The 26467-nt window shown below is 67.3% G+C and carries 24 protein-coding genes and 5 pseudogenes; 12 read left to right on the forward strand and 17 right to left on the reverse strand.

The features are described 5' to 3' along the window. Positions 1-97: 97 nt before the first annotated feature. The 5 genes from ACWDAS_RS37140 to ACWDAS_RS37160 all read right to left on the reverse strand — a co-directional run bounded on the left by ACWDAS_RS37140 (position 98) and on the right by ACWDAS_RS37160 (position 5184). Positions 98-679 (reverse strand): sigma-70 family RNA polymerase sigma factor, encoded by a 582-nt coding sequence (locus ACWDAS_RS37140; RefSeq protein WP_450399772.1) that lies wholly within the window; start codon positions 677-679, stop codon positions 98-100. A gap of 420 nt (positions 680-1099) precedes the next feature. Then, on the reverse strand, positions 1100-1564 hold the full coding sequence (locus ACWDAS_RS37145; RefSeq protein ID WP_450399775.1) for a DUF5709 domain-containing protein: 465 nt from the start codon (positions 1562-1564) through the stop codon (positions 1100-1102). A gap of 145 nt (positions 1565-1709) precedes the next feature. Beyond that, positions 1710-2018, reverse strand: a complete 309-nt coding sequence (gene trxA, locus ACWDAS_RS37150; RefSeq protein ID WP_450399777.1) for a thioredoxin — start codon at positions 2016-2018, stop codon at positions 1710-1712. Positions 2019-2141: 123 nt separating this feature from the next. Next, positions 2142-2915: an SDR family NAD(P)-dependent oxidoreductase gene (locus ACWDAS_RS37155; RefSeq protein ID WP_450399780.1), complete on the reverse strand. Its 774-nt coding sequence runs from the start codon at positions 2913-2915 to the stop codon at positions 2142-2144. 418 nt (positions 2916-3333) lie between these two features. Beyond that, positions 3334-5184, reverse strand: a complete 1851-nt coding sequence (locus ACWDAS_RS37160) for a BTAD domain-containing putative transcriptional regulator (RefSeq protein WP_450399783.1) — start codon at positions 5182-5184, stop codon at positions 3334-3336. A 739-nt stretch (positions 5185-5923) separates the two neighbouring features. Between ACWDAS_RS37160 and ACWDAS_RS37165 the strand changes: the two are divergent. Continuing rightward, a pseudogene (locus ACWDAS_RS37165) lies at positions 5924-6271 on the forward strand (NAD(P)/FAD-dependent oxidoreductase); the annotation flags it as partial. Between the two features lie 774 nt (positions 6272-7045). Here the strand turns inward: ACWDAS_RS37165 and ACWDAS_RS37170 are convergent. After that, a complete protein-coding gene (locus ACWDAS_RS37170) occupies positions 7046-7990 on the reverse strand; it encodes an NADP-dependent oxidoreductase (protein WP_450399785.1) in 945 nt (314 codons plus the stop codon). Positions 7991-8436: 446 nt separating this feature from the next. On the opposite strand from ACWDAS_RS37170, the gene ACWDAS_RS37175 reads away from it, so the two are divergent. After that, complete coding sequence (locus tag ACWDAS_RS37175) at positions 8437-10404, forward strand: SpoIIE family protein phosphatase (protein WP_450399787.1); 1968 nt, start codon at positions 8437-8439, stop codon at positions 10402-10404. A 377-nt stretch (positions 10405-10781) separates the two neighbouring features. Here ACWDAS_RS37175 and ACWDAS_RS37180 read toward each other — a convergent pair whose 3' ends face one another. The 3 genes from ACWDAS_RS37180 to ACWDAS_RS37190 form a co-directional block, all read right to left on the reverse strand. Then, positions 10782-11246: a pyridoxamine 5'-phosphate oxidase family protein gene (locus ACWDAS_RS37180; protein ID WP_450399790.1), complete on the reverse strand. Its 465-nt coding sequence runs from the start codon at positions 11244-11246 to the stop codon at positions 10782-10784. A gap of 370 nt (positions 11247-11616) precedes the next feature. Further along, positions 11617-12558: an NADP-dependent oxidoreductase gene (locus tag ACWDAS_RS37185; protein WP_450399793.1), complete on the reverse strand. Its 942-nt coding sequence runs from the start codon at positions 12556-12558 to the stop codon at positions 11617-11619. Positions 12559-12750: 192 nt separating this feature from the next. Next, positions 12751-13299 (reverse strand): carboxymuconolactone decarboxylase family protein, encoded by a 549-nt coding sequence (locus ACWDAS_RS37190; RefSeq protein ID WP_450399796.1) that lies wholly within the window; start codon positions 13297-13299, stop codon positions 12751-12753. Between the two features lie 142 nt (positions 13300-13441). Between ACWDAS_RS37190 and ACWDAS_RS37195 the strand changes: the two genes are divergently transcribed. Continuing rightward, positions 13442-14095, forward strand: coding sequence for a TetR/AcrR family transcriptional regulator (locus tag ACWDAS_RS37195; RefSeq protein WP_450399798.1), 654 nt, complete (start codon positions 13442-13444; stop codon positions 14093-14095). A gap of 531 nt (positions 14096-14626) precedes the next feature. On the opposite strand, the pseudogene ACWDAS_RS37200 reads toward ACWDAS_RS37195, so the two are convergent. Together ACWDAS_RS37200 and ACWDAS_RS37205 are read right to left on the reverse strand one after the other, a co-directional pair. Continuing rightward, positions 14627-14752, reverse strand: a pseudogene (locus ACWDAS_RS37200) (IS701 family transposase); the annotation flags it as partial. Between the two features lie 170 nt (positions 14753-14922). Next, a pseudogene (locus ACWDAS_RS37205) lies at positions 14923-15264 on the reverse strand (MmcQ/YjbR family DNA-binding protein); the annotation flags it as partial. A gap of 69 nt (positions 15265-15333) precedes the next feature. On the opposite strand from ACWDAS_RS37205, the gene ACWDAS_RS37210 reads away from it, so the two are divergent. After that, a complete protein-coding gene (locus ACWDAS_RS37210; RefSeq protein WP_450399800.1) occupies positions 15334-15516 on the forward strand; it encodes a hypothetical protein in 183 nt (60 codons plus the stop codon). Positions 15517-16084: 568 nt separating this feature from the next. After that, the gene (locus tag ACWDAS_RS37215) at positions 16085-16426 is read left to right on the forward strand and encodes a GNAT family N-acetyltransferase (protein WP_450399803.1); all 342 of its coding nucleotides are present in this window, start codon (positions 16085-16087) and stop codon (positions 16424-16426) included. Positions 16427-16934: 508 nt separating this feature from the next. Here ACWDAS_RS37215 and ACWDAS_RS37220 read toward each other — a convergent pair. From ACWDAS_RS37220 to ACWDAS_RS37240, 5 genes and pseudogenes are all read right to left on the reverse strand, one after another. Further along, a pseudogene (locus tag ACWDAS_RS37220) lies at positions 16935-17177 on the reverse strand (IS110 family transposase); the annotation flags it as partial. 568 nt (positions 17178-17745) lie between these two features. Continuing rightward, positions 17746-18633, reverse strand: coding sequence for an SDR family oxidoreductase (locus ACWDAS_RS37225; RefSeq protein ID WP_450399805.1), 888 nt, complete (start codon positions 18631-18633; stop codon positions 17746-17748). Between the two features lie 53 nt (positions 18634-18686). Continuing rightward, positions 18687-19070: an MmcQ/YjbR family DNA-binding protein gene (locus tag ACWDAS_RS37230; protein ID WP_450399808.1), complete on the reverse strand. Its 384-nt coding sequence runs from the start codon at positions 19068-19070 to the stop codon at positions 18687-18689. A gap of 130 nt (positions 19071-19200) precedes the next feature. Further along, positions 19201-20118, reverse strand: coding sequence for an NADP-dependent oxidoreductase (locus tag ACWDAS_RS37235; RefSeq protein WP_450399810.1), 918 nt, complete (start codon positions 20116-20118; stop codon positions 19201-19203). Between the two features lie 505 nt (positions 20119-20623). Then, complete coding sequence (locus tag ACWDAS_RS37240; RefSeq protein ID WP_450399813.1) at positions 20624-20902, reverse strand: hypothetical protein; 279 nt, start codon at positions 20900-20902, stop codon at positions 20624-20626. A 698-nt stretch (positions 20903-21600) separates the two neighbouring features. Between ACWDAS_RS37240 and ACWDAS_RS37245 the strand changes: the two genes are divergently transcribed. The 6 genes and pseudogenes from ACWDAS_RS37245 to ACWDAS_RS37270 all read left to right on the forward strand — a co-directional run bounded on the left by ACWDAS_RS37245 (position 21601) and on the right by ACWDAS_RS37270 (position 24815). After that, positions 21601-21828 (forward strand): zinc-binding dehydrogenase, encoded by a 228-nt coding sequence (locus ACWDAS_RS37245; RefSeq protein WP_450399815.1) that lies wholly within the window; start codon positions 21601-21603, stop codon positions 21826-21828. 405 nt (positions 21829-22233) lie between these two features. Further along, positions 22234-22908 (forward strand): hypothetical protein, encoded by a 675-nt coding sequence (locus tag ACWDAS_RS37250; protein ID WP_450399818.1) that lies wholly within the window; start codon positions 22234-22236, stop codon positions 22906-22908. 25 nt (positions 22909-22933) lie between these two features. Beyond that, positions 22934-23137 (forward strand): annotated as a pseudogene (locus tag ACWDAS_RS37255) (IS5/IS1182 family transposase); the annotation flags it as partial. An 80-nt stretch (positions 23138-23217) separates the two neighbouring features. Continuing rightward, on the forward strand, positions 23218-23538 hold the full coding sequence (locus tag ACWDAS_RS37260) for a helix-turn-helix domain-containing protein (RefSeq protein ID WP_450399820.1): 321 nt from the start codon (positions 23218-23220) through the stop codon (positions 23536-23538). Positions 23539-23681: 143 nt separating this feature from the next. Beyond that, the gene (locus ACWDAS_RS37265) at positions 23682-23978 is read left to right on the forward strand and encodes a hypothetical protein (RefSeq protein ID WP_450399822.1); all 297 of its coding nucleotides are present in this window, start codon (positions 23682-23684) and stop codon (positions 23976-23978) included. Positions 23979-24242: 264 nt separating this feature from the next. After that, on the forward strand, positions 24243-24815 hold the full coding sequence (locus ACWDAS_RS37270; RefSeq protein ID WP_450399825.1) for a suppressor of fused domain protein: 573 nt from the start codon (positions 24243-24245) through the stop codon (positions 24813-24815). A 641-nt stretch (positions 24816-25456) separates the two neighbouring features. On the opposite strand, the gene ACWDAS_RS37275 is transcribed toward ACWDAS_RS37270, so the two are convergent. Continuing rightward, positions 25457-25852, reverse strand: coding sequence for a GNAT family N-acetyltransferase (locus ACWDAS_RS37275; RefSeq protein WP_450399828.1), 396 nt, complete (start codon positions 25850-25852; stop codon positions 25457-25459). Positions 25853-26010: 158 nt separating this feature from the next. Here ACWDAS_RS37275 and ACWDAS_RS37280 point away from each other — a divergent pair, with 158 nt between their 5' ends. Then, on the forward strand, positions 26011-26361 hold the full coding sequence (locus tag ACWDAS_RS37280; protein ID WP_450399831.1) for a GNAT family N-acetyltransferase: 351 nt from the start codon (positions 26011-26013) through the stop codon (positions 26359-26361). The last annotated feature ends 106 nt before the right edge of the window (positions 26362-26467 follow it).

A 26467-nucleotide genomic window follows, 5' to 3' on the forward strand; every position in this document is an offset into this window, starting at 1 on the left:
TGCGACTCGCGCTGTGGGGCTTTCCCGTGCTGTCGCAACTGGCTGGTGAGCAGGCCTGCCGCGGAGGCCTTCGACCCCGCACGCCGGTGGCGGGCGGTCACGCTGTGCGGCCCCCGGGCGTGTACTTCGGCAGCAGCCAACGGAGCTGCCGGCGCCCCCTGTGGATGCGTGACATCACGGTGCCCAGGGGGGTCCCCATCGTTTCCGCGATCTCGCGGTAGGAGAGGCCCTCGACGTCTGCGAGGTACACGGCGAGGCGGCGCGGAGGGGAGATCTGACGGAAGGCTGCTTTGAGGTCGGGATTCACGATGTGTTCCAGCGCGTCTGCCTCGGCCGACTTGAGCGCTCCGGAGGCGTAGGCGCCAAGACGTGCCAGCTGCTGGTCTCCGACCTCGGAGGAAAAGCACAGGTGCGGTCTGCTCTGCTGTTTGCGACGGGCAGTTATGTACTGATTGACCATGATCTTCTTCATCCAGGCCGCGAAGTTCGTGCCTGGTCGAAACTGGTCGAACGCTGCGTACGCGCGCGCGTACGCTTCCTGGACCAGGTCTTCGGCGTCTGCTGTGTGGCCGGTCATGCGCCAGGCGGCGGCGTAGAGGGTGCGGCGATGGGGGAGGGCTTCCTCCTCGAATCTCGCACGGCGCTGAGCGGGACTCTCCTGCTGGCCGCTGGTGCCCATTTCAGGTGGGAGATGTATCGATTTCACAGTTGCTGCCTCTCTCAGGGCCCAGACACGCCGGCTGCAGCCGGCGTGCGGTGTCAGCCCGCTTCATCCAGTCCAGGGGTGGCGCCCAGCCCGGCTCCTCCGCACCGGGCCTGGCGACTGGTCTGGGTGCAGCGACGGGTCCGACCGGCCCCAATGTCTGCAGAGGTTGCTTGACGTGTCTGGCCTGGCAGCCGCGCCGAAAGCGCGGGGAACGGTGTAGACCGGCCCGGCGACGGTGGGTCTTCCGTGGATGCGCCTGTCCAGAGCGGGCCGACATACAGCCTGCCGGACCGGCTGCGGAGCGACAGGGAGTCCTCCCTGGCTCAGCGTCCCGTCCGGTCCGAGCAGTTCGGACTCGCCCCTGCCCCCAGCCCGGACGGGGCCCGGCGTCGCTCAGGAGTCCTCACGGGTGTCGGGCACCACGTGGACGGCCGCCTCCTCGGCGGAGGCGGCACCGTTGTCGATGCCCACGTCCCGCGCCCAGTAGTCGTCGCCGTCGTATCCTGCGGCGAGAACGTCCGTGTCCCAGCCGAGGAGGCGTCCCGCGCGCTCGTCGCCGACCTGGTCGTCGATGAGCTCTCCGTCCGTGCCGATCGTGTCGCCCAGCCCGTCTCCCTCGTCCGGTGCACCGGCTTCCGGTACCTCGCGCCTGAGTCGATGGGTGAGGTCCTCGTGGGAGGCGCCCTCCCTCGCAGTGACGCCCCAGTCGTTGACGGCGAGGGGCCTGTCGGCGGGTGAGTAGCCCTGGTCCAGGACGTCCTCGCCCAGCTCGTCCTCGTCGTACTCCTCCTGTGAGCGCAGTGGGTTGGAGGAGGCCAGGTCCTCGTAGGGGGAGAAGTCGTCTGGTGAAGTCATCATGGTCTCCATGCCGTCGGAACCCCGCGGCATCTCGGTGCTGGCGCCTCGGAGACCGCGCGGCGGAAGAAGGCCATTCAAGCGGCCTGGTGTAGACGAGGCGTCTATCCGGCATAGTCACCGGGGTGGCGCATCCTTCAAGGCCCGGTCACCACAGGAACTCCAGCAGTTCCTGTTCCAAGGCCGGCTTGGGCTTGGCGCCCATGACCGTCTTGACGATCTTGCCGTCCCGGTAGACGTTGAGCGTTGGGATGGACCTCACGTCGTACTCTTCGGCGGTGCGGGGGCTCTCGTCGACGTTCAGCTGGACGATCGTGATCTTGTCACTGTGCTCGGCGGCGAGTGCCTCAAGGACCGGTGCTACAAGGCGGCAGGGCCCGCACCACTCGGCCCAGAAATCCACGAGCACAGGCTTGCCGCTCTTGAGCACCTCGTCCGCAAAGGTCTCGTCGGTCACGCTTCTCAGATGGCCTGCCCTAAGGGCTCCTTCGTGCGCGGGCAGTTTGATCGACGCCTTTTGGCTGCCCCGCCCGGGGTGGGTGTCAGGTGGCCGACCCCGGGCGGGGCGTGAGAGGTACGTCTAGTTGCGGCCTGCCATGACTCCGCCGTCGACGTTGAGGATGGCGCCCGTGGTCCAGCTCGAGGCTGACGAGAGGAGGAAGACGATCGCGGAGGCCACGTCCTGCGGGGTGCCGACCCGGCCGAGCGGGTGCAGGCCGCTCAGCTGCTCCATCGCCTCGTCCAACTGGTCTGCGGGAAAGACCTTGTCGAACAGGGGTGTCCTGGTGACGGCGGGAGCCACGGCGTTCACACGGATGCCCTCGCTGGCGAGCTCGATGGCCAGGTTGTGCGTGAGGGCGTGCAGGCCGGCCTTGGCCATCGAATAGGCCGACGACGGTGTCACGGCGAGGGCGTGGTGCGCCCACATGCTGCCCACGTTCACGATGGCGCCGCCCTGACCGCCGGCGACCATGCCCCGGACGACGGTCTGAGTCAGGAAGAAGGTCGCCCTGTTGAGGTCGTGATAGGCGTCGTAGTCCGCGACCTCGTAGTCGAGGAAGAGCTTGGGCAGGAAGAACCCTGCCGAGTTGACGAGGAGGGTGGCGTCGGGGTGGTCCTCTGCCAGCTGCTTCTGCGCCTCGACGACCTGGTCCCGGTCTGCCAGGTCGGCCTCGATCGACCATGCGCTGCCGGAGCGCGACAGGCTTGCCACGGCGTCGTCGAGTTTCCGACCTGGGCGGCCGACGATCACCGCGCTTCCGCCCTCCGCGATCACGTCCTCGGCGGCCTTGAGGCCCATGCCGCTGGCGCCGCCGATCACGACGAGTTTCTTGCCTTCGAAGTTTGTGGCCATGAGAATCACTCTCCACTGAGCAGCGAACACTTTCTGCCGGTTATGCATTCGACCCTGCCACGGCAGGGTCTACAGCAGCTCTACTAGTCCTCTACGCCGCCAATCGTGGCGGCTCCGCGGTCCGGCAAGCGGGAGCTGCGTGGATCCGTCCTGCCCGCCGCGCCTCTGGTCCTCTGCGCACTACTGCGCGGAAACGGTCCGCGCAGAGGAGCCGCAGGAAACCGCTGTACGGTCTGCTGCGATCAAGGCAGCGCTCGCACTGAGCCCCGCACGCACGCCGCCCGCCGGGCGGCGTATGTCGGCGCCGCCGGGTAGGGATTGCCCCCTCTTCGGGAACTGCTCGGTCTCGGCTACCGGCCGTAGCATCGTCTCCGCAGGGTGCCTGTGACAACGACATGGACGCTGACCCCTGCTCGTCCTACCGACGGGCCGGTTTGCGCCGGTCGAGGAGCCCTTGCTCTGCCTCCTCCGCAGCGTATGCGGCCACGAGCCGGTTCCAGCTGTACCGGCCCGGGCCGATCTCCGAGACGAGATGCGCTCGAATGAGACGCGACATGACCTGGCGGACCCGACACTCGGGCCGTCCGGCCAGGTTCGCGACCTGCGATACCGCGAACATGGGGTCTGGGCAGGCGCTCAGGTCGCGGAAGAGTGCGGCCGTCTCCGTGTCGAGCAGGCGGTACGAGCGGGTGATGGACGCGCGGACGTCGAGCGCCTGATCCTCGTCGCTCGCGAAGGCGTCCAGGGTGCTGTGCTCCGGCGCCTCGTACTCGTCGGCCAGGCTCGCCAGGCGCAGCTGCGGTCGATAGGCCGCGCGGGCGGCGATGTTGGCCAGGGCCAAGGGGAGCTGCCCGGCCAGCCGGATGATGCGGTCGACGGCCTCTGGTTCAGCCGCTGTCCTTGCTGCGCCGAGCCGGCGGGCGAGAAGGCTGCGAGCGTCCGTCTGACTCAGGGGCATGAGTGTCAGGGGGAGCGCCTGGTAGGCGGCGACGAGCGCGTGCAGTTGCATGCGGCTGGTGACAAGGGCCATGGAGCCGGGTCCTCCGGGAAGAAGGTGCTTCACCTGGTCCGTGTTCCATGCGTTGTCGAGCACGACGAGCACTCGGCGGTTTGCCAGCAAGCCGCGGAACATGAGCCCTCGTGCCTGCGCGGTCTCGGGTATGTCATCGGGGCGGACCCCCAAGGACTGCAGGAAGTCCTCGAGCACCTGCGCGGGATCCCGTGGCTCGGCCTCTGGTCCGGCTCCCTGCAGGTCTGCAAAGAGCTGGCCGTCCGGGAAGCGGTCTGCCAGACGGTGGGCGACGGTGGTGGCGAAAGCTGTCTTGCCGACGCCGGCCAGTCCGCCGACCGTGCAGATGGCCACAGAGGACGACGCTTCTGCATCGGCGACCAGGCGCTCGACCTGCTCTTGCTCTTTCTCGCGGCCGACGAGGCTCGGCAGGGCGGCTGGGAGCTGGGCCGGGGCGTGAGGTGGGGGTGTGTGCGGCGCGCCCTTTTGGCGGTCGGCGTTTCGTGGGAGCTGGAATTGCCCGGAGAGGATGCGCTCGTGGACTTGCTGCAGTTCCGGCGACGGGGTGACGCCGAGGCGTTCACGCAGCAGGTGACTGGTCGTGTGGTAGATCGTCAGGGCCTCGGACTGCCGCCCAGCACCGTAGAGCGCGGTCATGAGGAGGCCGCATACGCGCTCGCGAAGCGGGTGCTCGACAAGCAGGGCGGACAGTTCTGCGGCGGCCTCGGCGTAGCGCCCTCTCTCCACTTCGCAGGCGAGCTGCTCCTCCGCACACGCGAGGCGCAGCTCGCCGAGGACGCTGCGCTGCTGGTCCGCGAAGGGCCCGGGGACCCCGGCGAGGGCCACTCCTTTCCACATCTCGAGGCCCTCGGTCAGCAGGCTCGCCGCGGACGCCAGGTCGCCGGTGCTGCGCGCCTCCCGCGCCCTTGCCGCAGTCTCCTTGAACCTGTTCAGGTCCAGAGCGTCCGGTTGGATGTGCAGCAGATAGCCCCCGTCGACCCGGCGTACGGAGCTGTCACTCTGCTCCCCGAGTGCCTGCCTGAGCCTGTAGACGTAGGTGCGCACGGAGCCTATGGCCGACGGTGGGGCCTCGTCGCCCCACACGTCCTCCACCAGTTTCGAGAGGCTTACGGGCCTGCCCGCCCTGAGCAACAGCGAAGCAAGCACGGCGCACTGCCTCGGCTGGCCGGCTCCGGCCTCGACCCCCTGTCTGTGTAGCCGGACTGGGCCGAGCACTGAGAACTGGACGCCCGCATACATGGTGCCTACCGCCTTGGGGATCCTTGTGATGCTTGGTTGCTTGGCTGTCCGCAAGGGACCGCTTGTCCCAAACGTACCGCAGATCGGCCCACTTTTCTGGACTAATTAGTCCCCTCCTTATGCTCAGGCCCACTGGCACCTTGCGTTACGTGGCTGCCATGGTGCTGTGCTGGTGTGTCGGGGTGGCGGCGTTCTCGCCGCGGCCGAGCAGCCTTTCATGGCGTATTGGGCGGGCTCGCGCACCGTCAATCCCTGCGGGTGGCGGTGTGTGCTCGCACAGTCGCAAACTGGTGGCGATTGGCGAACCACTCGGTGGCCTCCGATGCGGAGGAGGCGTGCAGTGGCGAGCGGGAGCCCTGTCCGCGTTCCGTTCCGCCGGAGAGCCCTCTCGCGCCTTCTCGAGGTGGATTGCCACGCTCGGTGGGCATTGCATGGGTGGACCTAAAGGTCCCTTTTTGGCCTGCCCCCCTGCATCCTTGGCCGCCTGCCGGGTGGGACGGCGAAGCCCAGCCGGTAGCGCTCCCGCGGCGCCCGGCCGATGGCGGTCTTCAGGCAGCCGGACCTTCGTCGGCATGAGCGCCGGCGCTCATGCCATGGTTGCGGGGGTTCCGCGCAGGCGGCTGCCCGGGCGGAGGATGGTGCGGCTGGTGTTCGAGGCGGAGGTTCCGCGGCGCATCGGTGGATATGGTGACCGGCTCGTCGAAATGCTGCGCCTGGAGAAGTTGCTGCGCGGGGGCGCCAGCCCTTCCGGCCCGAGGTGACAGCCGGATCGGTCGGGGCGCGTCACGCCGCCGTGTCGTTGCGGCCGCATCTACACCGCACCCGGCTGATCGCGGGGGCCGTGACCGAGATCAGCAACGCCGACCGCACGGTCACCGTCCGGCCGGCGCACGGCGACGCCCCCCTGCAGTACGACATCCTCGTGATCACGCCCGGCGCCGTGACCCGCACGTTCCCCATGCCGCGGCTTGCGGAGCAGGCGATCGGCCTGAAGCACGTGGAGGAGGCGGTCGCCATTCGCGACCGGCTGATGACCGCGTTCGATCAGGCGGCGTCGCTGCCTCCGGGCCCCGAGCGGTGCAAGCTGCCCTCCGTGCAGCACCCCCGGGACGCGTTCGTCACGAGCGGTGAGCCGGAGCGCTCCGAGGCGAGCCGGGCAATCGACAAGCTCGCCTGAACAAAACGCTCCGGTTTCCGCGTGTCGGCCGCCACCTGGGCGAGCCGGCAGACAGGAGAAGTCACAAACGGGGAGGTGCGATCGCGTTGCGATCGGCGCGTCGTTCGCAGCGGATTCGGGGCCTCTCGGTGAGAGATCGAGCCTCGCAGAGAGCAGAAACGCCCTGCCCCACCTCCGGTAGTTCGACATGCTCCGTGCGTCAGGACGACCCCACCTGCCTGGTCCTGCTCGGCGATACCCATGGTCTCGCAGCTCCGCGTCAGTGGCCGAGTCGCCGTGGGGCCCCCGGACGGCCAGGTGTCACAGGAACCGTCGAAGGCGACCACCCCCAAGCCGAACCCGGGGCCGCGGGATCCTGGACCATACGACAGTCCATCCGACCCATCCGCGACGTGGGCCCCCCGGGGGTCATGCCTTCGGCAGCGAGGAACAGCCATGCCGGGCCCGGAGGCCCGAGGCCCTCTTGCGGGACCGCGAAGAACATATCGGGGAGCTCGCCCGGACCCGCGGCGTCGGCTCCGCATCGCGCAGATCGCGCTCACGTTCGAGGTCGGTGCTTACACCGTCTCCCGCGCCGCTGCAAAGTGCGACGAGAAGACAGCTCCCACCAGGCCGTGACGGCGTGAGCGACCGGGTCACGCGGCTGACTCTGATCCACGAGGCCCGGTCGCTGTCCCTGAGCCGTTACGGACGAACGCGGATGATCGTCTTGCCCTTGATTCGCTCGGTCGGGTTGAAGGCGGCGACGGCATCGTCGAGGGCAGCCACGTTGCCGATGTTTGTCCGCAGCCGACCATCCCGGACCCGCTGCACGACCTCACCCAGTTGAGCGCGATCGGACACGACAACGAAGTCGACCGCCAGGCCGTCGGCGGGGCGCGCCTCCGGCGGGCCGACGACGGTCACCAGCGTTCCTCCGGCGCGGATCAGGCCCGCGGACCGATTCCCGATGTCTCCGCCAATGACGTCGAACACCAGATCGACACCGCCGACGTCTTCCAAGGCGTCGTTGTCGAGGTCGACGAACTCCTTCGCGCCGAAGTCGAGCGCCGTCTGACGGCTGGCAGCGCGCCCGGTGCCGATGACGTAGGCCCCTGCCTCTCGTGCGAGCTGGGTTGCCATCGATCCGACTACTCCGGCCGCACCGTGCACCAGGACGCTCTGCCCCGTTTGGAGGCGGCCGTGCTCGAACAGTCCCTGCCACGCGGTCAGGCCCGGCATCACGAGAGCCGCGCCCGTTGCGAAGTCAACGTCGCCCGGCAGCGGAGCGAGGTTGCGTGCCTCGACGACCACGTATTCCGCCAGCGTGCCGTCGCGAGTCCAGTCCGTGAGGCCGAATACCCGCTGTCCCACCGACAGCCCCGTCGTGCCATAGCTGAGCGCAGTGACCACTCCGGCCAGCTCGTGTCCGGGAATCGAAGGCGTCCGGTCGCGGCCGAGGCGATCGACCCAGGTCGAGGGCCACGACAGCTCATCCCCGGTGAATCCCGACGCATGAACCTGAACGACCACATCGCCATAGTTCGCGCCCTCGAGGCTGGCGAGCCTCGCCGCCTGCGGCTCGGGCCGCTCCATAAGCGTCATCCCGGCCGTTCCCGCGGCCCGATCCGTCACCACAATCGCCTTCATCGTCTGCCTCCCTGTGCCCGTCTTATCCACCACGGCACGTCGCGCCGCAATCTGTTGGCGTCGCAAGAGCTCAGCGCCTTACGACGGCAGATGAGCCGGCGTCGAGGCGCGGCCGTACACCGCTGACGGTGCAATCGACGCATGCGGGAGTCCCCGTAATGACGGGTCCTGACCGTTCCTCCCCATCCGCCGATAGATGCCGCCCTGCACACCACAGGCCCTCGGCCCGGTGCAGCCGACGGATCTCCGCACAGGCCTCCGCCCCGGTCACCTCGCTTCCTCCTGACTCCAGACCAGTGAAGTCGGAATGATCAGGCGATCGCAGGGTGACCCGCTTTTGATCCGCCGTCCGTGACCCTCATTTCACCCGTTGTCGACATCCAGGGAGTCGAAATAGGATAAACAATGCCGCATAGCGTCGTTCGCTGATCGTCAGGGAGCGGTACATGGACGCCTCGGACGAGCTAATTCGAAGCGCCACCCCGTCGGCTCTTCTCACCCTGGACGGTGTCATCCGCAGCCTCAATGCTGCGATGGCCAGTTCCCTGGGCAGGCCGGCGGACCAGTGCGTGGGTCGTGACATCGCTGATCTGTTGCCCGCAAGTCAGCGGATGTCGGTCAAGAGTCTCGTGGCCCACGCCGCTACCACGGGAACGGTCGCCATGTGGGTTTTGGAGTATCCCGGGCCGGGCCATGCATCCGTTGTCTGCTTGACCGAGGCGCGGGAAGTGAAGGATCCCGCCAGAGGCGAACAGCTCGTGTGGGTGCACTCGCTGTACGCCGGGAACGACCTGAGCAGTCTCCTGATTCCGTTCCGATTGGCAGCCAAAGCCGCCAATCTCGGTCTGTGCAAGTGCTCCCCTGATGGCTGCCGGGTGGAGTGGATGGGCGGCGCACCCGCCCTGGCGATGCTGTTCCCGGAGGCTTCCGTGCCCTGGTCCGACGTGGTGCGGCGAGCCCACCCTGACGACCGGCGGGCGCTGCGCCGGCTCATGCGTACGACCAGCCCTCAGTCACCCTGGATCAGGTTGCGGTACCTCGCTGAGCAGGATGACTGGCGCCATCTGGCCTGCCAGACCCGTCGGATCCAACTGGGGTTCCGCGGCCCTGTACAGACATTCGCAGTGATCCGGGACGACACCCAGCAGGGAGCGCGCCGACGGAGAGCGTTGGTCGCGCTGACTGCTGAGCGGCAGCGCGCCGACGAGGTCGCCGAATTCTCCTCCGCCCTGATCGCTGCAGCCACGGAGCAAGCACTGCAGCAGGTCGTCCTGACACGGCTCGCCGCGACTTTCGGTGGTACCGGCGCGGTGCTGGCGTTCGTCGACGACGGCCGGCTACGCGTTCTGTCCGATGTCGGGTACCCGCTGCCGCTGGTTAAGGCCCTGCAGGATCTGTCGCTGGATGATCCGAGCCCACTGTCCCATGCCATCCGAACCGGCAAGTCGCAGTTCATTTCCAACGAGAGGCAGTACATCCGCCACTGGCCACAAGGAGTCCTTCTGCCGTGGATCGACCAGCTCGGGCCCGAATTCGCTGCCGTGGTCAGTCCCCTCAGCCCGCAGGGCGAACAACCGGTCGGAGCCTGGTCGGTCACCTACGACAGTGAGCACCACTGGTCCCCGCACGAGCGTGCCCTTATCAGTACTCTGACCGACCTGGCAGGCCAGGCACTGAAGCGCATCAGATTGCAGAAGGCACGAATCGAGCTGGCCGCGGCGCTCCAGCAGACCATGCTCCCCACGCTGCCCGAGCACCTCCCGGGCCTGGAGGTCGCCGCCCGCTACCGACCGAGTCAGGACGGGCTCGACATCGGCGGAGACTGGTACGACGCTTTCGCCATGCCTGACGGCGCGATCGCCCTGGAGATCGGCGACGCCCAAGGGCACGACGTGGACGCCGCCGCCTTCATGGGACAGGTGAGCTCGTCCATGCGCGCGATCGCCGCCCAAGAACCAGATCCGGGAATCGTGCTCACACGCACCAACGACTTGCTCATCACGAAGGACAGCGCACGATTCGCCAGCTGCACCTTGCTGCACATCGGTCCGCACGACGGCCAGGTCACCGGCACCAGTGCCGGCCACGTGCCGCTGCTGTACGTGCACAAAGACGGCAGCCACAACGTCTGCGAGCTGCCGGGCGGCCCGGTCCTGGGCGTCGTGCCCGACACCGAATACCGCGAGGAGACCTTCACCCTTCACGAGGACAGCGCGCTGGTCATGGTCACCGACGGCGTAGTGGAATCGCCAAGCTTGACGTTGGATGCCGGACTGGAGCTGATCGGAACACTGGCCGGCGAAGCCCTCCACGACGGACTGGACGCCGAGGCGACCGCTGACCGAATCCTTGACGCCGTCGCCGTGGGCCATATCGACGATATGGCCGTACTGGTCATCCGACGTACAGGATGACGTCCGGTACAGGTCTACCGGCCTCATCCAGGCCGGGGGAGGGGCCCAGGCCCTCTTGGTACTGCAACGACACTCCGTGACGTTGCAGTACCGGACGAGCGGTACGCCGTGAATGTCGGGGCGCCGGGAGGTGCTGTCCGACCCGATCGGCGTCGATGAGATCGAAACCCGCCTCGGCGCGGTCCTGGATCTCGTCGACGCCTACCCTCAGCAGGTCCACGCCGAGCTGCTCGACTACCTTGCTCGGCAGGCGCCTCGCTGGTGGCCTACCCAGCGCATGCAGGGATTGAGGCGGCGGGGCTGGAAACGGAGCGCACTATGCGCCGCCGCACCAGTCCCCGACCCTGCCCCCGCGTGACAGACGGCCCGATGTTGCATCAAACGTATGCCACACCGTAGTTGGCGGCCCACTCATGCTTCAGGTCGTCCTCGTTCGCATGCCCGAACGTGTACGCGGGGGAGTCCACCCGCAGCGCCCGGTCCACCCGGATCAGTACGGCCTCGAGGCACGGGTAGATGGGATCGCCGTGGGTGTTCAGCACCCACTGGCGGGACCAGTCGTACACTGGGTCGCCTTCGGCGCGGATTTCGGCTGTTCCCTTGAAGCGGTACCCCCGCCGGAGCAGGAAGTCGATCACGTTGACCTCAACCCGCGGATTGTGCCGCAGGTTCTCCACCGTATTGGGGGAGGCCATGTTCATGAATACCAGGTGATCGTCGTCGTAGACGCGCAAGGACCCCTTCGGGGAGAGGTTCGGAGAGCCGTCCTCGCAGACCGTCGCTACGAACGCCAGCTTGGCGCTGGTGACGATCTGGCGCATGTCCTCAGTGATGATTCCCATCGCTCCTCAACCTTTCTTGCCACGTCTGCGGGCCCCGCCCTGCCGGGCCGTCACGACGCAGCCGTTTTCGAGTGCGCGGTACAGCGGGGCGATGGATCCGGTCGGCCGAAGGCCCGACTGCTCGCTCTGCGCTGTTGCGCGGGCTTCCCGATCGCGTGGAGGCCTCTTGTCCGCCGCCCCCCCCCCGGGTCTGTGATCGCATCCGCCAGACGGCCGTTCCTGGGGACGTGTCCCGCAACGCGGAACCCGGCCGGCGGTCGGCCCCTACGGTGCCACTGTGAACCGATCCGACCGACTGATGTGCGCCCCGTCCGGTGGGTACGGCCGCTCACGCGGCCGTACCGTGTCCGGCGGGTGCCGTGAGTCGGTGTCAGGGCCGGGCGACACCCCGTCGTGGATGTGCCCAGGTGAGCACGAACTTCTTGCCGCCTGCCTGCCCGGTGGACACCCGGTCGAAAGCGGCCGACCCCTCACTCAACGGGAGCGCTTCCACGTTCTGCTTCAGCTTCCCCTCCGCAACCGCCTCCGCCAGATGGGCGAGCTGAGCGGCATCAGGCCGGACATAGAGGTCCGTACTGGTGATACCACGCTCCCTCGCCGGCGCGTCCGAGGTCAGCGACACCAGACGCCCACCGTCCCGAACCAGCGACAGCGCGACCTGCGCCGTACCACCAGCAGCGATCAGCGCACCATCGAACCTGCCGCGAACCCGAGCCGCCCAATCCGAGTCGTGGTAGTCGACAACCTCCAACGCACCCAGACCACGCAGCCGCTCAGCAGCCGAAGCGGACGCCGTCACCGTCACCTCGATCCCCCGAGCAGCAGCAATCTGCAACGCCAGCACCCCGGTCGCCCCACCACCATTGGTGATCAGAAGCCGCTGTCCCCGGCTGAGCCCCAGCGCCTCCAGCGACTGGTACGCCGTGAGCCCGGCAACCGGCAGCGCCCCCGCTTGCACCGGATTCAGCCCTGCCGGGCAGATCGCAGCACTGGCCGCAGTGATCAGCACCCGCTCAGCCCAGAAGCCACTGCCACCGGGCAACGGGGCCTCATGCGCAAGCACCCGGTCACCGACAGCGAAACCCTTGACATCAGGACCCACGGCCACCACCCGGCCCACGCCCTCCACACCCAGCGCTGCCGGGGGACGCAGCCCCACATCCCAGCCCGCACCGTTCAGCAACTGATCCCACGGACCGACACCGGCGGTCTCCACCTCCAGCAGAAGCTGACCGGTACCCGGAGCCGGGGGCTCAGGCACCTCCAGGAGGACGACGTCCGTATCGGGTCCGGACACTCCGCTTGCCTTCATGGTTATCCCTTCATTCGGTGAGGAACGCCTCGACTCAAGATCGTTGGCCGATCTCGGCTCCGTGGGCTCGGCCCTGACGGATCGCGCGGCACCAACTGCCAGATGACGACCGATCGCGAACAGTTGATCTTCACGATCGGGTGACCTGTGAAGTACGAGGCTAGGTCCGCGCCCTCGACGGGGTTTCGGCGCTCAACTGGGCGTGTCGACCGAGCTGGCGGAGGGGATGTCGATGTCGGTCTGGTTGACGTTGTTGAGGAAGTTGGTCAGCAGGGCCTGCACTGCGACCGTGACGATCGCCAGGATCTGCGGGTCGGTGTAGCCGGCGCCTCGCACAGCCGCGAGGTCTGCGTCGCTGACTTGCCCGCGGCTCTCGACCACCTGCTGAGCGAAGCGAGCGACTGCGGCGCGCTTGGGGTCGACCGAGCTCCCGGCGCGAGCCAGGTCGATGTCGTCGCTCGACATCCCGCCGAGTTCGGACGATACGTATGTGTGAATCGCCAGGCAGTAACCGCAACCGTTGGCCTGCGAGACCGCGAGCGCGATGGTGTGCCGCGTCTTCGCGTCCAGAACGCGACTCATGGTGCTCTGCAGCGTCACGACGGCGTCAAGAACGGTCGGGTTCGACGCGATGGTCTTGAACATGTTCGGGACGAAGCCGAACTGTGCGCTGAAGTTGTCGAGGATGCCGCGTGCGCCCGTGGGGACATCTTCGAGAGAGGGAACGTTCAGTCGTGACATGGCGAATCAACCTCCGGTAGGTGTGCGAGTAGTCGCCGAGCCCGGGTCAGGCCGAGCATTTTTTGGGCTCGGCAGCCCACTTTTGGAGTCAACACTGCCCACGGCTGGGCTGTCAAGCCCACTCTGCGGTATCGTGTGACGTATGGAAGCCACGACGCGAGCTCGGGTGCCTCGCAGGCTCACGGACAAGGGTCAGGCGACGCGTGCCCGGATCCTGGAGCACGCCGCGGAACTCATCTACACGAAGGGTGTCCACGCGACGAACAACGAGCAGCTCCGTCGCGCAGCCGGCGTCAGCGGGTCGCAGCTCAACCACTACTTCCCGACCAAGGAGAGTCTCGTCCTGGCGGTCATCGCATGGCAGGCCGATCGCGTCCTCGCATTCCATCGCGGTGAGCGATTCGCCTCCTTCGGCGATCTCGACGCGTTTCGGCAGTGGGCGGATTCTTACGTCGGCTACGAGCGCGCCTTCCAGGAAGGCTGCAGCCTCGGCTCCCTCGCGAGCGAGATCATCAAGACCGACCTTGACGTTCACGATGAGCTCGCGAGCGCGTTCGATCGGTGGCGGGACATCTTCCGCGACGGGCTCCAGCACATGCAGGGACTCGGCCGCATCAGCAGCGACGCGGATCCGACGCAGCTGGCCAATCTGCTTCTCTCAGCATTCCAGGGCGGCATGCTCCTCTCTCAGGTCGCTCGGGACATCACCCCGCTAAAGGACGCGTTGCAGGCAGCCATCGATTACGTGCAGACCTTCGTGAGGGCTCCCGAAGTCGACGTACCGCAGGTTCGCTAGCCGCCGACGGTCTGAGACTGCCCATCGAACGTGAGAAGGGAAGGGTCGTATCCTCGACGGCGGGCCCAGGCGGCAGTCGAGCATCCGACTCATGAGGTGGCGCGCGGGGCCGTCGTGGCGCGTGCAGCTTTCCGCGGTTGTGCGGGTTGCCGGGCTCGTTCAGCAAGGTCGCGGCCCCATCTGCGGCAGCGTGCTCGGTGGCAGACGCCCAGCGTTCGCACGGCTTCTGAGGCTGCGTCACACCAATCTCCCACCAGTGTCCACACGCGGTGATGGGTGTGACGGTCGTGCGCCCACCGGCCCGGGATCGCATCACCGAGGAAGTACGCATGACAGCGGTCGCGATACCGCCGACCTCGGTCCCCGGGAAGCGGGTACGGGGCGCGTCCCGGGCTTTTGGTGCGGTTCGATGTCGATGAACATGCATGTCACGGCTGCGCAGATGGCTGCACTCTGTCGAAGTTCAAGTGGTCTTTCTGAACGCCGACCATGATCGAACTAACCGGAATCTGTCCGATCACTTCTCCCTGACAGTTCACGGTCGATCAGCGCTCGACCCTTCCCTGATCCATACGCTAGGGAGGCACCCGCCTGGGAATTCTCGATCCGTCCGGCCGTTCCTGAACACTGCCGGGCCACGCCCGCCGACCGGACACCAAGACCTTGGCCGCCACCTTGTAGACGTCCAGCTGCTCGGTGAACGGGCTCCCGTGGCTGACCCCGGGCAGCGCCAGCGCCGTGTCGCGCACTCTGTCCTGGAGCCTATCGCCGCTGATGGACATGACGAAGGTCAGGCACGGCGGCCGTAGTGCGCGGATCCACGGGCTGCTCTTGGGAAGCCCGCCGATCACGAGACGGTAGGAGTCGGTCACGAGTTCCTTCACCAGCTTCTCGTCGATGGTGCCCCCGCCTTCCACCGTGATCCAGTGACTCTTGTTCATGTGATAGCCGGGGGTGATGTCTGCGTGCTGCTCACGCAGGGCTGCGGCGTCGTCCGGATCAGCTTTCAGGATCATGACGGGGCGCCCCGGCATGTCGGTCATGAGCATGAAGACCTTGCCGCGCACCTTGTAGAGGTACCAGTCGGGGTCGAAACGATGCTCCGGGGCGGCGCCGGGCAGTTCCGCAGTGCAGTCGCCTGCGATCTTCTGCAGCTCCTGTCCGTCCAAGGTGATCAACTCTTCTATCGACCCGAGTGCCCTGACCGTCCGGCCAAGGCCCAAGGGTGACGGAAGCCGATGGGGGGTACAGAGACGGTTACGGGCGGCGCGACGCAGGCGGCCAAATCCGTATGCACCGACACGGCGGCGGCGTACTCGTACGGCATCCGTACCGGTGACATCAGGTCCGTGCCGTGGCACAGCCCGGGCATGAACCGCAGCGTGCTGTCGACGCTGGCCTCGATGAGCTTGCGGTGGTAGGCGATTCCTTCATCGTGGAGAAGGTCCTTCGTTGACCGAGGTGACGCGGGGGCAGCCCGGTGACGTCTTCCCTGGCCGCCTTCAACGGCCAGAACAAGGGGTCGTCCGCGTACTCGCCCGTGGGGTCCATGATCGGGGTCATCACATCCCAAGCGTTGTCTGCCACGGCAGACACCTCGCCGAGCGGCCGACCCAACCGCGTGGCTGCATCAGTTCAATGCACTCGGCCACCACTCGAGGACTCTTCTACTCTGGGAAGGTGTTTAGTTGTAGTTTGTGGGTTTCGCGGTGATATCGGCTCGAAGTAGAACGGATGGGGCTGGATGTGATCTGTGATGCACAAGTGTTGCGAGGGGGCTTAGGTTCATCCGCTCCCGCCTCATCGCAGGATGCACGGTTGTGCGCCGTGCGCATCGGGTACTGACGCCTGGCATACCCGCCTGCGGTGCTGCGTGGGAATGGGTCACCCAGAGATTGCGTTGACCCCTCATGTGGACGTTATAGTCCACATAATGTCGATGGGGTCGCCCGTCATCCTGACGGAGCCAGTACAGATACAGGAACAGCGATGACCAAGAACCTGTGGACCGACACGAGCGGCTCGATCTCAGTCTTCAAGGACGACGACAACAGGTTCTACGAGCTTCGAGTGGACGGCGAGTACGCAGGGTTGCTCGCCTACGAGCGCAAGGGCAATCGCTACAGCCTGACGCACACCTACGTCCAGGAGAGTTACCGCGGCCGCGGCCTGGGGACCGTGTTGATCCGCGAGGCGCTGTCCGACCTGATGAAGGAACATGCGACAGTCATCAATCGGTGCCCCGTCGTGGATCGCTTCATCGAGAGGCACTCCCAGTTCCGCGAGATGGTCGATCTCGGGTCGCGAGCCCTGGACGACGACCACAACTGAGGCGCCCGCCGCGCCTACGGCGGAACGTCGGCGCGGCCAGGGCTCTCTCACGGCGGCGCAGCGTTGTCCGCAAGAGCGACTGCCGAAGGCTTCGTCGACACGGCAGAAGCAGTCTTCTCCCCCCGAATGCCGCGCACGTACTGGCCGTGAGCGGCTCGACTGCGTCCGTCTGCTCGGCGATCAGCGTGAAGACCGACGACCAGTGCACCCGCGGCCCCACCGCCTCGAGCAGCTCGCGACAAGCTGCGACATCGGACCAATTGGCCCCCGGTGCAGGCAGAATCCGGCGGCCTGCACCAACTGCCTCGCGATCACCGTCGGCCGCGGGCCGACGCGGTCGACGATCCGCCCGACGTGCAACGACAGCGGGAGCGAGCAGGTGGTGGCGGTGGTGAGCGGCAGGCTGAGAACGGCCGCCGGCGGGCCGGTGTCGGTGGGGAAGTCAACCATGGTCAGCGGGAGATGGGGCCCGGGGCGGACGGCTTCGACGGCTGGCACCACCGGTGGGGCAACGCATGTCCCGGGCGACCGCCAGCGGCAGAGCTCCGATCGAGGCAGGCTGGTCCACCACCACCAGCACCGTCCCGTGCTTGGCCTGGAGTTTCGCGAACAGTTCGCGGAGCTTGGGCTCGGTGTTGGGTAGGCGCTTGTCGAATGCCTTCTTCCCGGCCGAGGTGACGGCGGTGGCGTGGTGTTCGCCCTTGCCGACGTCCAGGCCGAGAAAGACCTCGATGTCGCCGGTGTCGATCACGTGCAGGCCCCTCCACTCACGCTTTCGTCCGACCTTGGCACGGCACCGGGCTGCCACATCCACGTTACGGAGAGCTCCTCCGGCTCGGGTGAAGCCGGTGCTCAAGCCCCTCATCAGCGGTCCGTCGATGTCGCCGGGCCCGGTGACACCACCCCCCGGATCATGAACAACATGGGGGGAATTCATGCCGGACCCGAAGGCCGGGAGGCCTCATTGCGGGGCCACGAAAAAGGTAACGGGTGGAGGCTTCGTGCCGGCTGACGGCCTTCGGCCGTGGAAGCCGCGCGAGATGAACGCCATGCTCGTCGCCGTCCTTGTTGGTCCAGGGCGGCCCCTGTGGGCCCCTTCGGAGGTGAGCGCCCAGACGAGGCGATTTCATACCTCCGGCCCGGTACAGGCGCCCGTCGAACTGCAACGCAAGGCGCTGGCGGTGGGCCTCGACGTACGCGGGCGGCTCCCCTTGCTTCCGAGGCGGCACCTCCACCGCGTCACGCCAATCGCCCACGCGCGTACGCGGAAGGCCCAGTAGTCACTCACCCTGTCCGGTCCCGGCGGCATCCCGAGGATTTCAGCCCAGGGAGGGGTAGTCGCCAGCAGCGAGGTCGTCGATCAGGCTCGGGTGGGCGGGCTCCCAGCCGAACCGTTCCCGGGTCAGTGCACTCGACGATGGCATGTCAAGGGCGAACAGTCGGCCGATGAGGCCGAAGCGCTCAGGCGGCGCCGACTCGACCGGCATCGCGAGAACTCCGCCGATCGCCTCGGCCAGCGATCTCATGGTGTCGCCCTCGTCGGCTACCGCGTGCAGGACCGTGCCCGGCGCAGCGTCCTCGAGTGCGATGCGGAACAGCGGGGCGGCGTCAAGCCGGTTGACGGCTGGCCATCGCTGTGTGCCGTCGCCGACGTACGCTGACACGCCCGTTTTCTGCGCGGCGGCGATGAGCACCGAACAGAAACCGTATGCCGCCCCGCGTTGGTGCACGGAGCGCGGCAGCCGCACGACAGAGGACCGGACGCCCTGGGCGGCCAGTGTCAGCACCACGTCGGAAGTGCGGCCGCGGGCACCGACCGGACCGTTGGTGGTGTCGCGGTCCTCCTCGGTGGAGGCGTGGCCTGGCATCATCGGCGTGAGGCCGGCATGCACGAACGGCTTGCCACTGCCTGCGAGTGCGGCCGCGAGGGTCTGCACGGCGCGTGCTTCCTCGTCGATGCCGTGCTCCAAGTTGCTCCAGTCGTTGCTGAAGGCCAGGTTGATGACACCATCGGCCTGGGCGGCGCCGGCGCCGAGGCTGTCAAGGTTGGTGAGGTCGCCGCGGAGCGGCGTCCCGCCGGCGCCGGCGACGGCCGTAGCCGCGACATCGGAGCGAACGAGGCCGAGGACCTCGTGACCAGCAGCGATGAGTTCGGGAACGACAACCGAGCCGATGCTGCCGCTGGCGCCGGTGACGAAAACACGCATGGGACGCTCCAGATGACTGCTGCGACGCTGCGTCGCGGATGGCATGCCGAGGGTCAGGCGTGGCGGTTGTGGGTGTGTGGATCCTCGGGTTGCGTGGACTGGGGAAGCCCGCCGACCACGAGACGGTAGGAGTCGGTCACGAGTTCCTTCACCAGCTTTTCGTCGATGGTGTCTCCGCCTTCCACTGTGATCCAGTGTGTCTTGTTCATGTGGTAGCCGCGGGTGACGTCTGCGTACTGCTCACGCAGGGCTGTGGCGTCGTCCGGATCGGCTTTCAGGATCACGACAGGGCGTCCAGGCATGTCGGTCATGAGCATGGAAACCCTGCCGCCCACCTTGTGGAGCTCCCAGTTGGCCCCGGAACGATGCTCCTGGTCGGTGCCGGGCAGTTCCGCGGTGTGGTCGCGCGCGATGTTCTGCAGTTCCTGTCCGTCCAAGGTGATCAACTCCTCTGTCGGTTCGAGTGCCTGGCGTGTGTCGGTTCGGGTCCTTGCGCCCGTCGGTGGCCGATGACCGTGGCGTAGATCAGGACCATGACCTGCCGGTCGGACGGTGGCCGTCCACCGCCTATGGGCGGACGCGGATGACTGTCTTCCCGAGGCGCCGCGTGGTCGAGTTGAGGGCACCGATGGCATCGTCGAGGCTCGCGACGTCACCGATGTTGGTCCGCAGCCGTCCGTCCCGCACCCGCTGCACGATCTCACCGAGTTCGGCGCGATCGGCTTCGACGACGAAGTCCATAGCCAGGCCGTCAGTGGGCCGTGCTTCGACCGGACCGACGATGGACACCAGTGTTCCTCCGGCCTTGATCAGGGCGGCGGACTGCTTTTGAACGTCGCCACCGATGACATCGAAGACCAGGTCGACGCCACCGACGTCTTTCAGCGTGTCGTTCTCGAGGTCGACGAACTCGTGCGCGCCGAAGTCGAGCGCCTTCTCGCGGTCGGCGGCGCGTCCGGTGCCGATGACGTAAGCGCCGGCTTCACGTGCAAGCTGGGTCACCATCGTCCCGACTGCCCCGGCTGCGCCATGGGCGAGGACGGTCTGGCCGGCCTGGAGGCGGCCGTGCTGGAACAGGCCCTGCCACGCGGTCAGACCTGAGATTGGCAGGGACGCGGCTACCGTGAAGTCGACGTCGCCTGGCAGCGGTGCGAGGTTGCGTGCTTCGATCGCCACGTACTCCGCGAGGGTGCCGTCGCGGTGCCAGTCGGCGAGGCCGAACACCCGCTGCCCGACCGAGAGCCCCGTCGTGCCGTAGCCGAGAGCGGTGACCACTCCGGCCAACTCGTGGCCGGGGATCGACGGTGTCTTGTCACGGCCGGCGCGATCGGCCCAGGTGGACGGCCACTCCATCTCTGTGGGGACGAAGCCCGATGCATGGATCTGAACGATGACGTCGTTGATCGCCGCGAGCGGCTCAGGCCGCTCCGTCAGCGTCATTCCTGCCGTTCCCGCAGCCTGGTCGGTGACCACAATGGCTTTCATTGACATGGCTCTTCCTCGTATACGTGTGGTGGGTTTTGGTTACCGGGTGGGTTCTTAAATGAAAGGTGAGCAGCTGGTCCGCGTCGAAGCGCGAGACCGAGGTGGTGTACACCCGCTCCGGGCCGGGGTGGCCGAGGGCCGGCAGCACCGTTTCACCGATGACGGGCGTGGAGCGCAGGAACCGCAGCAGCTGCTGAAGGGTTTCCTCCGGAATGGTCTTGCTGGGGTCGAAATACCTGGTGCTGCTTGTTCATGAGCCTATCGAGATTCATGTCGCTCTGCCTTCTTCTCGGGGCTGGGTAAGATGACCGCGGCGGCCTTCGGGAAGGTGAGTTCGGCGGCGCAGTCTTTCTCTTCCGCCCCGGGTGGACGACTGCCAGGTCCCCGGGATGTGTGCGACGCCCGTCCGAGCTCCCTGGCCAGCGCTGCCGGGCCGACGTCGCCGCCGCCGTATCAGCCCGCAGCGCTGAGATGTCCGCCGGCCATCAGCCGAGCCCGCAGTTTCCTACGGGCGTCGAACATCGTCTTGTAGAGCGCGTTCCGGTTCGTCGCCAGCTCGCTGGCGAGCGTTCAGGGGGACCCCGTTGACGACGGCGGTGAAGACCTGCCGCTGGCGGGCGGTCAGTGCCGTCTCGACCGCGTCCCGCGCGGCTTCGACCAGCTCTCGCGCCTGCCAGTGGCTGACCGGGTCGATACCGGAGCGGTCGGGCACTTGCGCCCATTCGTCAAAGTCGAACCGGGTGTTTGAAACATGCCAGAAGTGGCGGCCCAGCACGTCGGACACTTCAGGTACGACAAATCGGAATGCCCATGTGGTGAACCTGGCATCGCCCCGAAATTGCTGAATTTTGTTCGTAATTCTCATCAGTGCGTCGGCTGCAGCCTGGTGGGCGAGATCGTTCAGCTCGGGCCCGACAATTCGGTAACGGGGCCCCCGGGCGGAACACCTCGTCCATGGCGCTCCGCACCAGCAGTTCGTGAAGCCGCGTGCAGGCCTGTTCGTACCGCGGCCCACGGCCGCCCTCCAGCGCGTCCACCCAGGCGGCGGACTCGGGGTCGAGTTGCCCTCGGCTCGTGGCGAGTCCTGCTGCCGGTGCGCTGCCGCCGGCTCCGGCCTGTGCGTCCGGAGCAGGGCGGCACGATTTTTCAATGTCTGCACAGTGCATGGTTCTGTCCTCAGGGCTCTTGTGCGGACAAGCGAATCACGTGACCATCTACCGGCCGTCTACTCGAAGTCGCTGTTTCCTCTTTCGCCGTGCCCGTATCCCCGGGATTTCAGGGACGGGTTCCGGCCTATTTCGACGAGCGACTCGCGCGCAGCGTGCGGCGCGCTTTCCCGTACCCGCACTGTCGCAGCTGGCTGGTGAGCAGGCCTGCCGCGGAGGCCTTCGACCCTCCAGGCCGGTGGCGGGCGGTCACGTTGTGTGTAGCTGGGGCGTGTGCGGCGGCAGCAGCCAGCCGGGCTGCCGGCGCTCCCTGGGGATGCGTGACATCACGGCGCCCACGTTGTCCCTATCGTTTCCGCGATCTCGCGGTAGGAAGGCCCTCGACGTCTGGCCTGACGCCGCTCAGCTTGCCCAACTCGCGGAGGCGGTCGCGGAGGGCAAGCTAAAGCAGAACGTGGAAGTGCTCCCACTGAGCGAGGGGCCGGACGCCTTCGCCCGAGTGTCCAGCGGGCAGGCCGGCGGCAAGAAGACCGTGCTCACTTGAGCGCGGTGTCGCCCGGCTCTGCACCGGCCCGCCGGTCCAGGCAGTGCGGACTCGCCTCTGCCCCCTAAAGGTTGCACGAGCAGGCTGGTTGCACCCGGTGGGGGACCGGCCGGGCGCGTGTCTCGGGCTCCGGTTGGGGCGTCCGGGTTCGGGGGCGCCTTCCACGGCCGCCGTCACGCGAGACCGCCGCGAGGCATGCTGCCGCTATCCTGTTCCGGCGCACTCGCCGACAAGGCGCAGAGCCTGCGATCCAGGCTCAGATAGGTGGCGGGGTCCGCGGTGCCCTGGATGTGGGACGTATCTCGATCGATGACCTCCCCCACGGGAAGTTCTTCGTCGAACTCATCGCTGACATCACTGGCGGGCCCTTTCACAGTCGTCGACGACCGAGGTCACACTTGGGGGATGAGAGAACTCAAGGATGTTGATGTCGGGACGCCGCATGCGCAGTTTCTGGCGACCGAGCACTGGAGTTTGCTGGCGACGCGCAGCGCCACGTGGCAGGAGATCTTCAGCCGGACCGGGACGTATCTGACGGTGCTGTCGGCCGCGGTGGTGGCACTCTCGCTGGTGGCCAACGCGACCGGGTTCGGGTCCGGGTTCACGACGTTCGCGTTGCTGGTGCTGCCGGTCGTCCTGCTCGTCGGGTTCGGGACGTACTTCCGGCTGATCGAGGCGGACATCGAGGACACCTGGCTGATCATCGGCATGAACCGGCTGCGGCACGCGTACGTCGAGCTGGCACCGGAGCTTGAGCCGTACTTCATCGCGAGCCACCACGACGACCCGCCAGGGATCTGGACGACCTACAGCTTCCGTCGCCATATCGGGGTGACGCACTGGCTGTCCGGCTCACCTGTTGTCGTCGGCGCCATCGACTCCGTGGTCTCCGGCGTGCTCGCCGCGGTGGTCTGCGAGGCCGCCGGCGCCGGGGACACCTTGCCGACCCTGGTCGCCTGCGCCACGGCCATCGTGACCGCGGTCGTCCTCGGGTTCCTGGGCCTCCGTAAGGTGCACGAGGTCTCCCGCAGCTATCGACCGCACTTCCCCAGTGCCGAATCTCGTCGGTCGGCGGGTTGAGGCGTCGGCCGTATGGTCGATGCTGATTCCCCTGCTGGAGGGGCCCCGCGATGGCCGGCCTGGTCGGCGGGCCGGCCAGACGGCCCGACGGCTCCACGCCGACCGGGGCTACGACCACGACAAGTACCACCGACTGCTGCGGCAGCGCGGCATCAAACCCCTCATCGCGCGGCGCGGCGTCGCGCACGGCTCCGGCCTGGGCAAGACCCGCTGGGTCGTCGAACGAACCTTGTGCGCCACGAGGCGCTCTGTTTGTATCCCCGGCTCACTGACCTTGGCTGATCATGTGGCTGGTGCTATGCCGTATTCATGGGCACTGGGCGAGGGGCCGGTGCCTTTCACCGGGTGCGGGAGCAAAGGCGTCTGGCGGCGGGCCAGTTATTCGAACAAGGTGGGCGGTCGGATGCGGAGATCGCACGCCTGCCGGGGGTGAGTGCGCAGGCGGTGCACAACTGGCATTACGCCTGGAGCGAGGGCGGCTCGGACGCTCTCCTTGGACGCGGGATCGCCGGCGCGCAGTGTGCTCTGGACGAGGCCCAGCGTCAGGACCTGCGGGAACCGTTGCGGGCCGGGGCCAAAAACTACGGATTCGCCACCGATGGCTGGACCCTGACGCGGCTGGCCGCGTGATCATCGAACGGTTCTCGGTGGTCTACGGATCATTGTCGGGGGTGAGCCGGCTGCTGCACCGGATGGGCTTCACCCCCGCAAGTGCCCGCCCGCCAAGCCGCCGAACGCGACGCGGACGCGATCCGGGAACGAGTGGAGACCCAGTGGCCGAAGATCGGAAAAGGGGGGTCCGCGGCGCCTGGTTCTGCTTCCAGGACGAGGCCGGAACGTCGCCGACCGGCGCCGTTGTCCGAACCTGGTCGCCGGCCGGGCAGACTCCGGTGCTCACCGTGGTCAAGGGCCGCCAGCCGAAACTGTCCATGGCCGCCCTGGCCTGCTACAGCCCCGGACGGGCACCACGACTGATCTATCGGATCCGCACCGGCCGGTACCGCGACCGCGATCGGATCCCCTTGCTCGACCAGGCTCACCAAGCCCTCGGCGCTGATGGCGATTCTTGAAATCGGCCAGCCTGGATCTTCTTCCTCGGATGGTCCGGCTTTCATGCGACTGGGGATGGCCCAGATCAGCGATCGTGGAGCCTCGGCGAGATGTTGGGGCCCGGCGACCGAAGGTCGCCGGGCCCTCATGGTCGGTGAGGGGCAGTCGGGATGGTGCGCGTGGTTCGACCTGACTGGCCCCCGTCTCTGCGTGATCGTTACTGTCCAGGGGATCATTGGTCATCGCCGGGCCCTGACGTGCTCGGAAGCCAGACTGGAGACCTGATGCCGGAGCTCATAGACCATCTTGAGAGCAGACTCGGGCGCATGCTCGGTGCCTGGTCCCCGCCCGCAGGCGCCCCGGAGGGCACTCCTCCGGTGGCGTGTTTCCGGGAGGGTCAGCTCTCGGGCGCCCAGGCGTTCGCGACGATCGGCCTGTCTCGTACTCCGTTGTGGGACCCGACTTCGGACCGTCACTTCCACTTGGAGCTGCTGGCCTGCGAGAACGCCAGCCGCACTACGGGCTATGGGCACTTTCCCGAGGTTCTGGAATACGTCGCCGGGCAGCTGGTGGCGAGCGGCCGGGCGATCCTGCGCGGCGACGTGCTTCCGCTTCCCGCTCCGCTGCCCGGTGGAGTCATGACGTGCCTCTATGCAGGGCTGCCTGTCTACTTCGACGACGACTTCTTCTCGGTCACCGTCGAGAACGGCAGTGATGTCGCCATCGTCTGGCTGATCCCCATCACGGCTGAGGAGACCGCCTTCATTCGCGAGAAGGGCTGGGAGGCATTCGAGGACGCACTGGTTCGCCAGGACCCCGATCTCCTCGACCCCGACCGTCCCCAACTCGATCTGTGAGCCGGGGACGGATGGAGGGCCTGCTCAGGGCGTCCGCCTCAGTGGGACGACGTCGGTGCGGTGGTGGGGCATGGTCGGCCTCGCGGCCTCGCGGCCTCCGGGGTGGCCAGCAGCGCGACGATCGTGATCGGCTGCTGGCAGTGCGGGCAGTTCCGTGTCGCGGTCGGCTCCAGCGGGTCCCGGACCGGTGCCTACTACCGCATCGCTCGCGGCCTGGGCTACGACGGTCTCCCCAACCACTGCCTTCATCGGTCTTTCCCTTCATCGATCCCTTTGCCGAGGCCACATCCGTCCCGGTGCCCGCCCGCGTGAGCCCCCGAGGAACCCGTCCCTTGCGCGACGGCTCTCCACGTCGCGATCACCGGTTGGGACGGCCGGCTTCAGTCGGGCGTCCAACTGGTGCGCTCACAGCCGGCTCGCGGATTCGGCCGGAGGTTGGCGTCGGGTGGACTCGGCTTCTTACCCGTGTCTTGACACTACGGGCGATCGAGGACGTGAGCTCATCGGCGTTGGCCGGCCGTGCCGAATCACCCTGGTCAGCGGCCAGGTCGTTGTATTCCGCCACCAGGAGCGCGAGGCAGCACGTCGTGAGGCCGCTGCGGGACTCCTCGGAGGGATCTCCTGACTGTGGCCCGGTAGTCTCAGCCACCGGCCGCCGCCCGCGCTGACTCGGCAGCAGCACGATCGGCGTAGCCCGGGTGGCGGGCGTCGACCAGATCGGCATAAGCAGCCGTGCGCGAGAGGTAGTCGACCACAAAGGAGCAGAGCGCGGTGATCGTGCCCCCACGGGTGCGCATCTCGTCGAACACCCGCCGCACCAGCGCGCCCCCCACACCCTGATGCTGATGACCCGACTCGACCTCAGTGTGCCGAAGGGCGTATCGGTTGGGCTTCAGGTGGGTGCAATAGAGCCGGCCGTCCAGGTCGTCGTCACGGCGGAGCTCAAAGCGGCCTTCATCGACGTTGTCGATCAGCTGCCCGGTTGCCGGCACCCGCTCTTCGCTGCTCGTCGCCTTACCCCTCTGCCGTCTCGTCACGCCGCCCTTCGACAGCCTTCGGACCCTATAGTCCAGTCGACGTTTTGCCGTCTGTAGATCCTGCGGTAATCTTGAAGAACTTGGACTATATAGTCCCTTCGTGCGTGGTGAGGACCACTCGGGACCCATCGGCCGAAGACGAACGGCGGAAAGAGAACATGGAGCCATCACCGGCTGCCGTCGAGGTACGCAAGGACGAGACCACCCGCCTCTTCGAGGCACTGCTCGATGGCCAGGTCGTCGGCAGCCTGGCCTACGAGACTGCCGGCGGACGTGTCACGCTCACCCACTCTTACGTGGACCCAGACCAACGGCATCGGGGCATCGCGTCGGCCCTGGCGCGCTACGCCCTGGAAGACCTGTCGGAAAGTCCGTCCAAGGTGGGCATCTACTGTGGTTTTGTCGCCGACTACGTCCATGACCACCCCAAGTGGAACGACGCCGTCGACATCAACCGCTCGGCCTTCATCGCCACTCGCACCGCGCGCGACACCACCAGCGGGCGCTGACACTGTGGGCGATCAACCCGGTGCCCACCCGACGCGACAGTCGGACCGCGGGTATGCCCACCACCGCGCACGAAGCCGAAACGGCCCGCCAGAACAACCGACGGAC

The sequence above is a fragment of the Streptomyces sp. NPDC001070 genome (genome assembly GCF_053598835.1).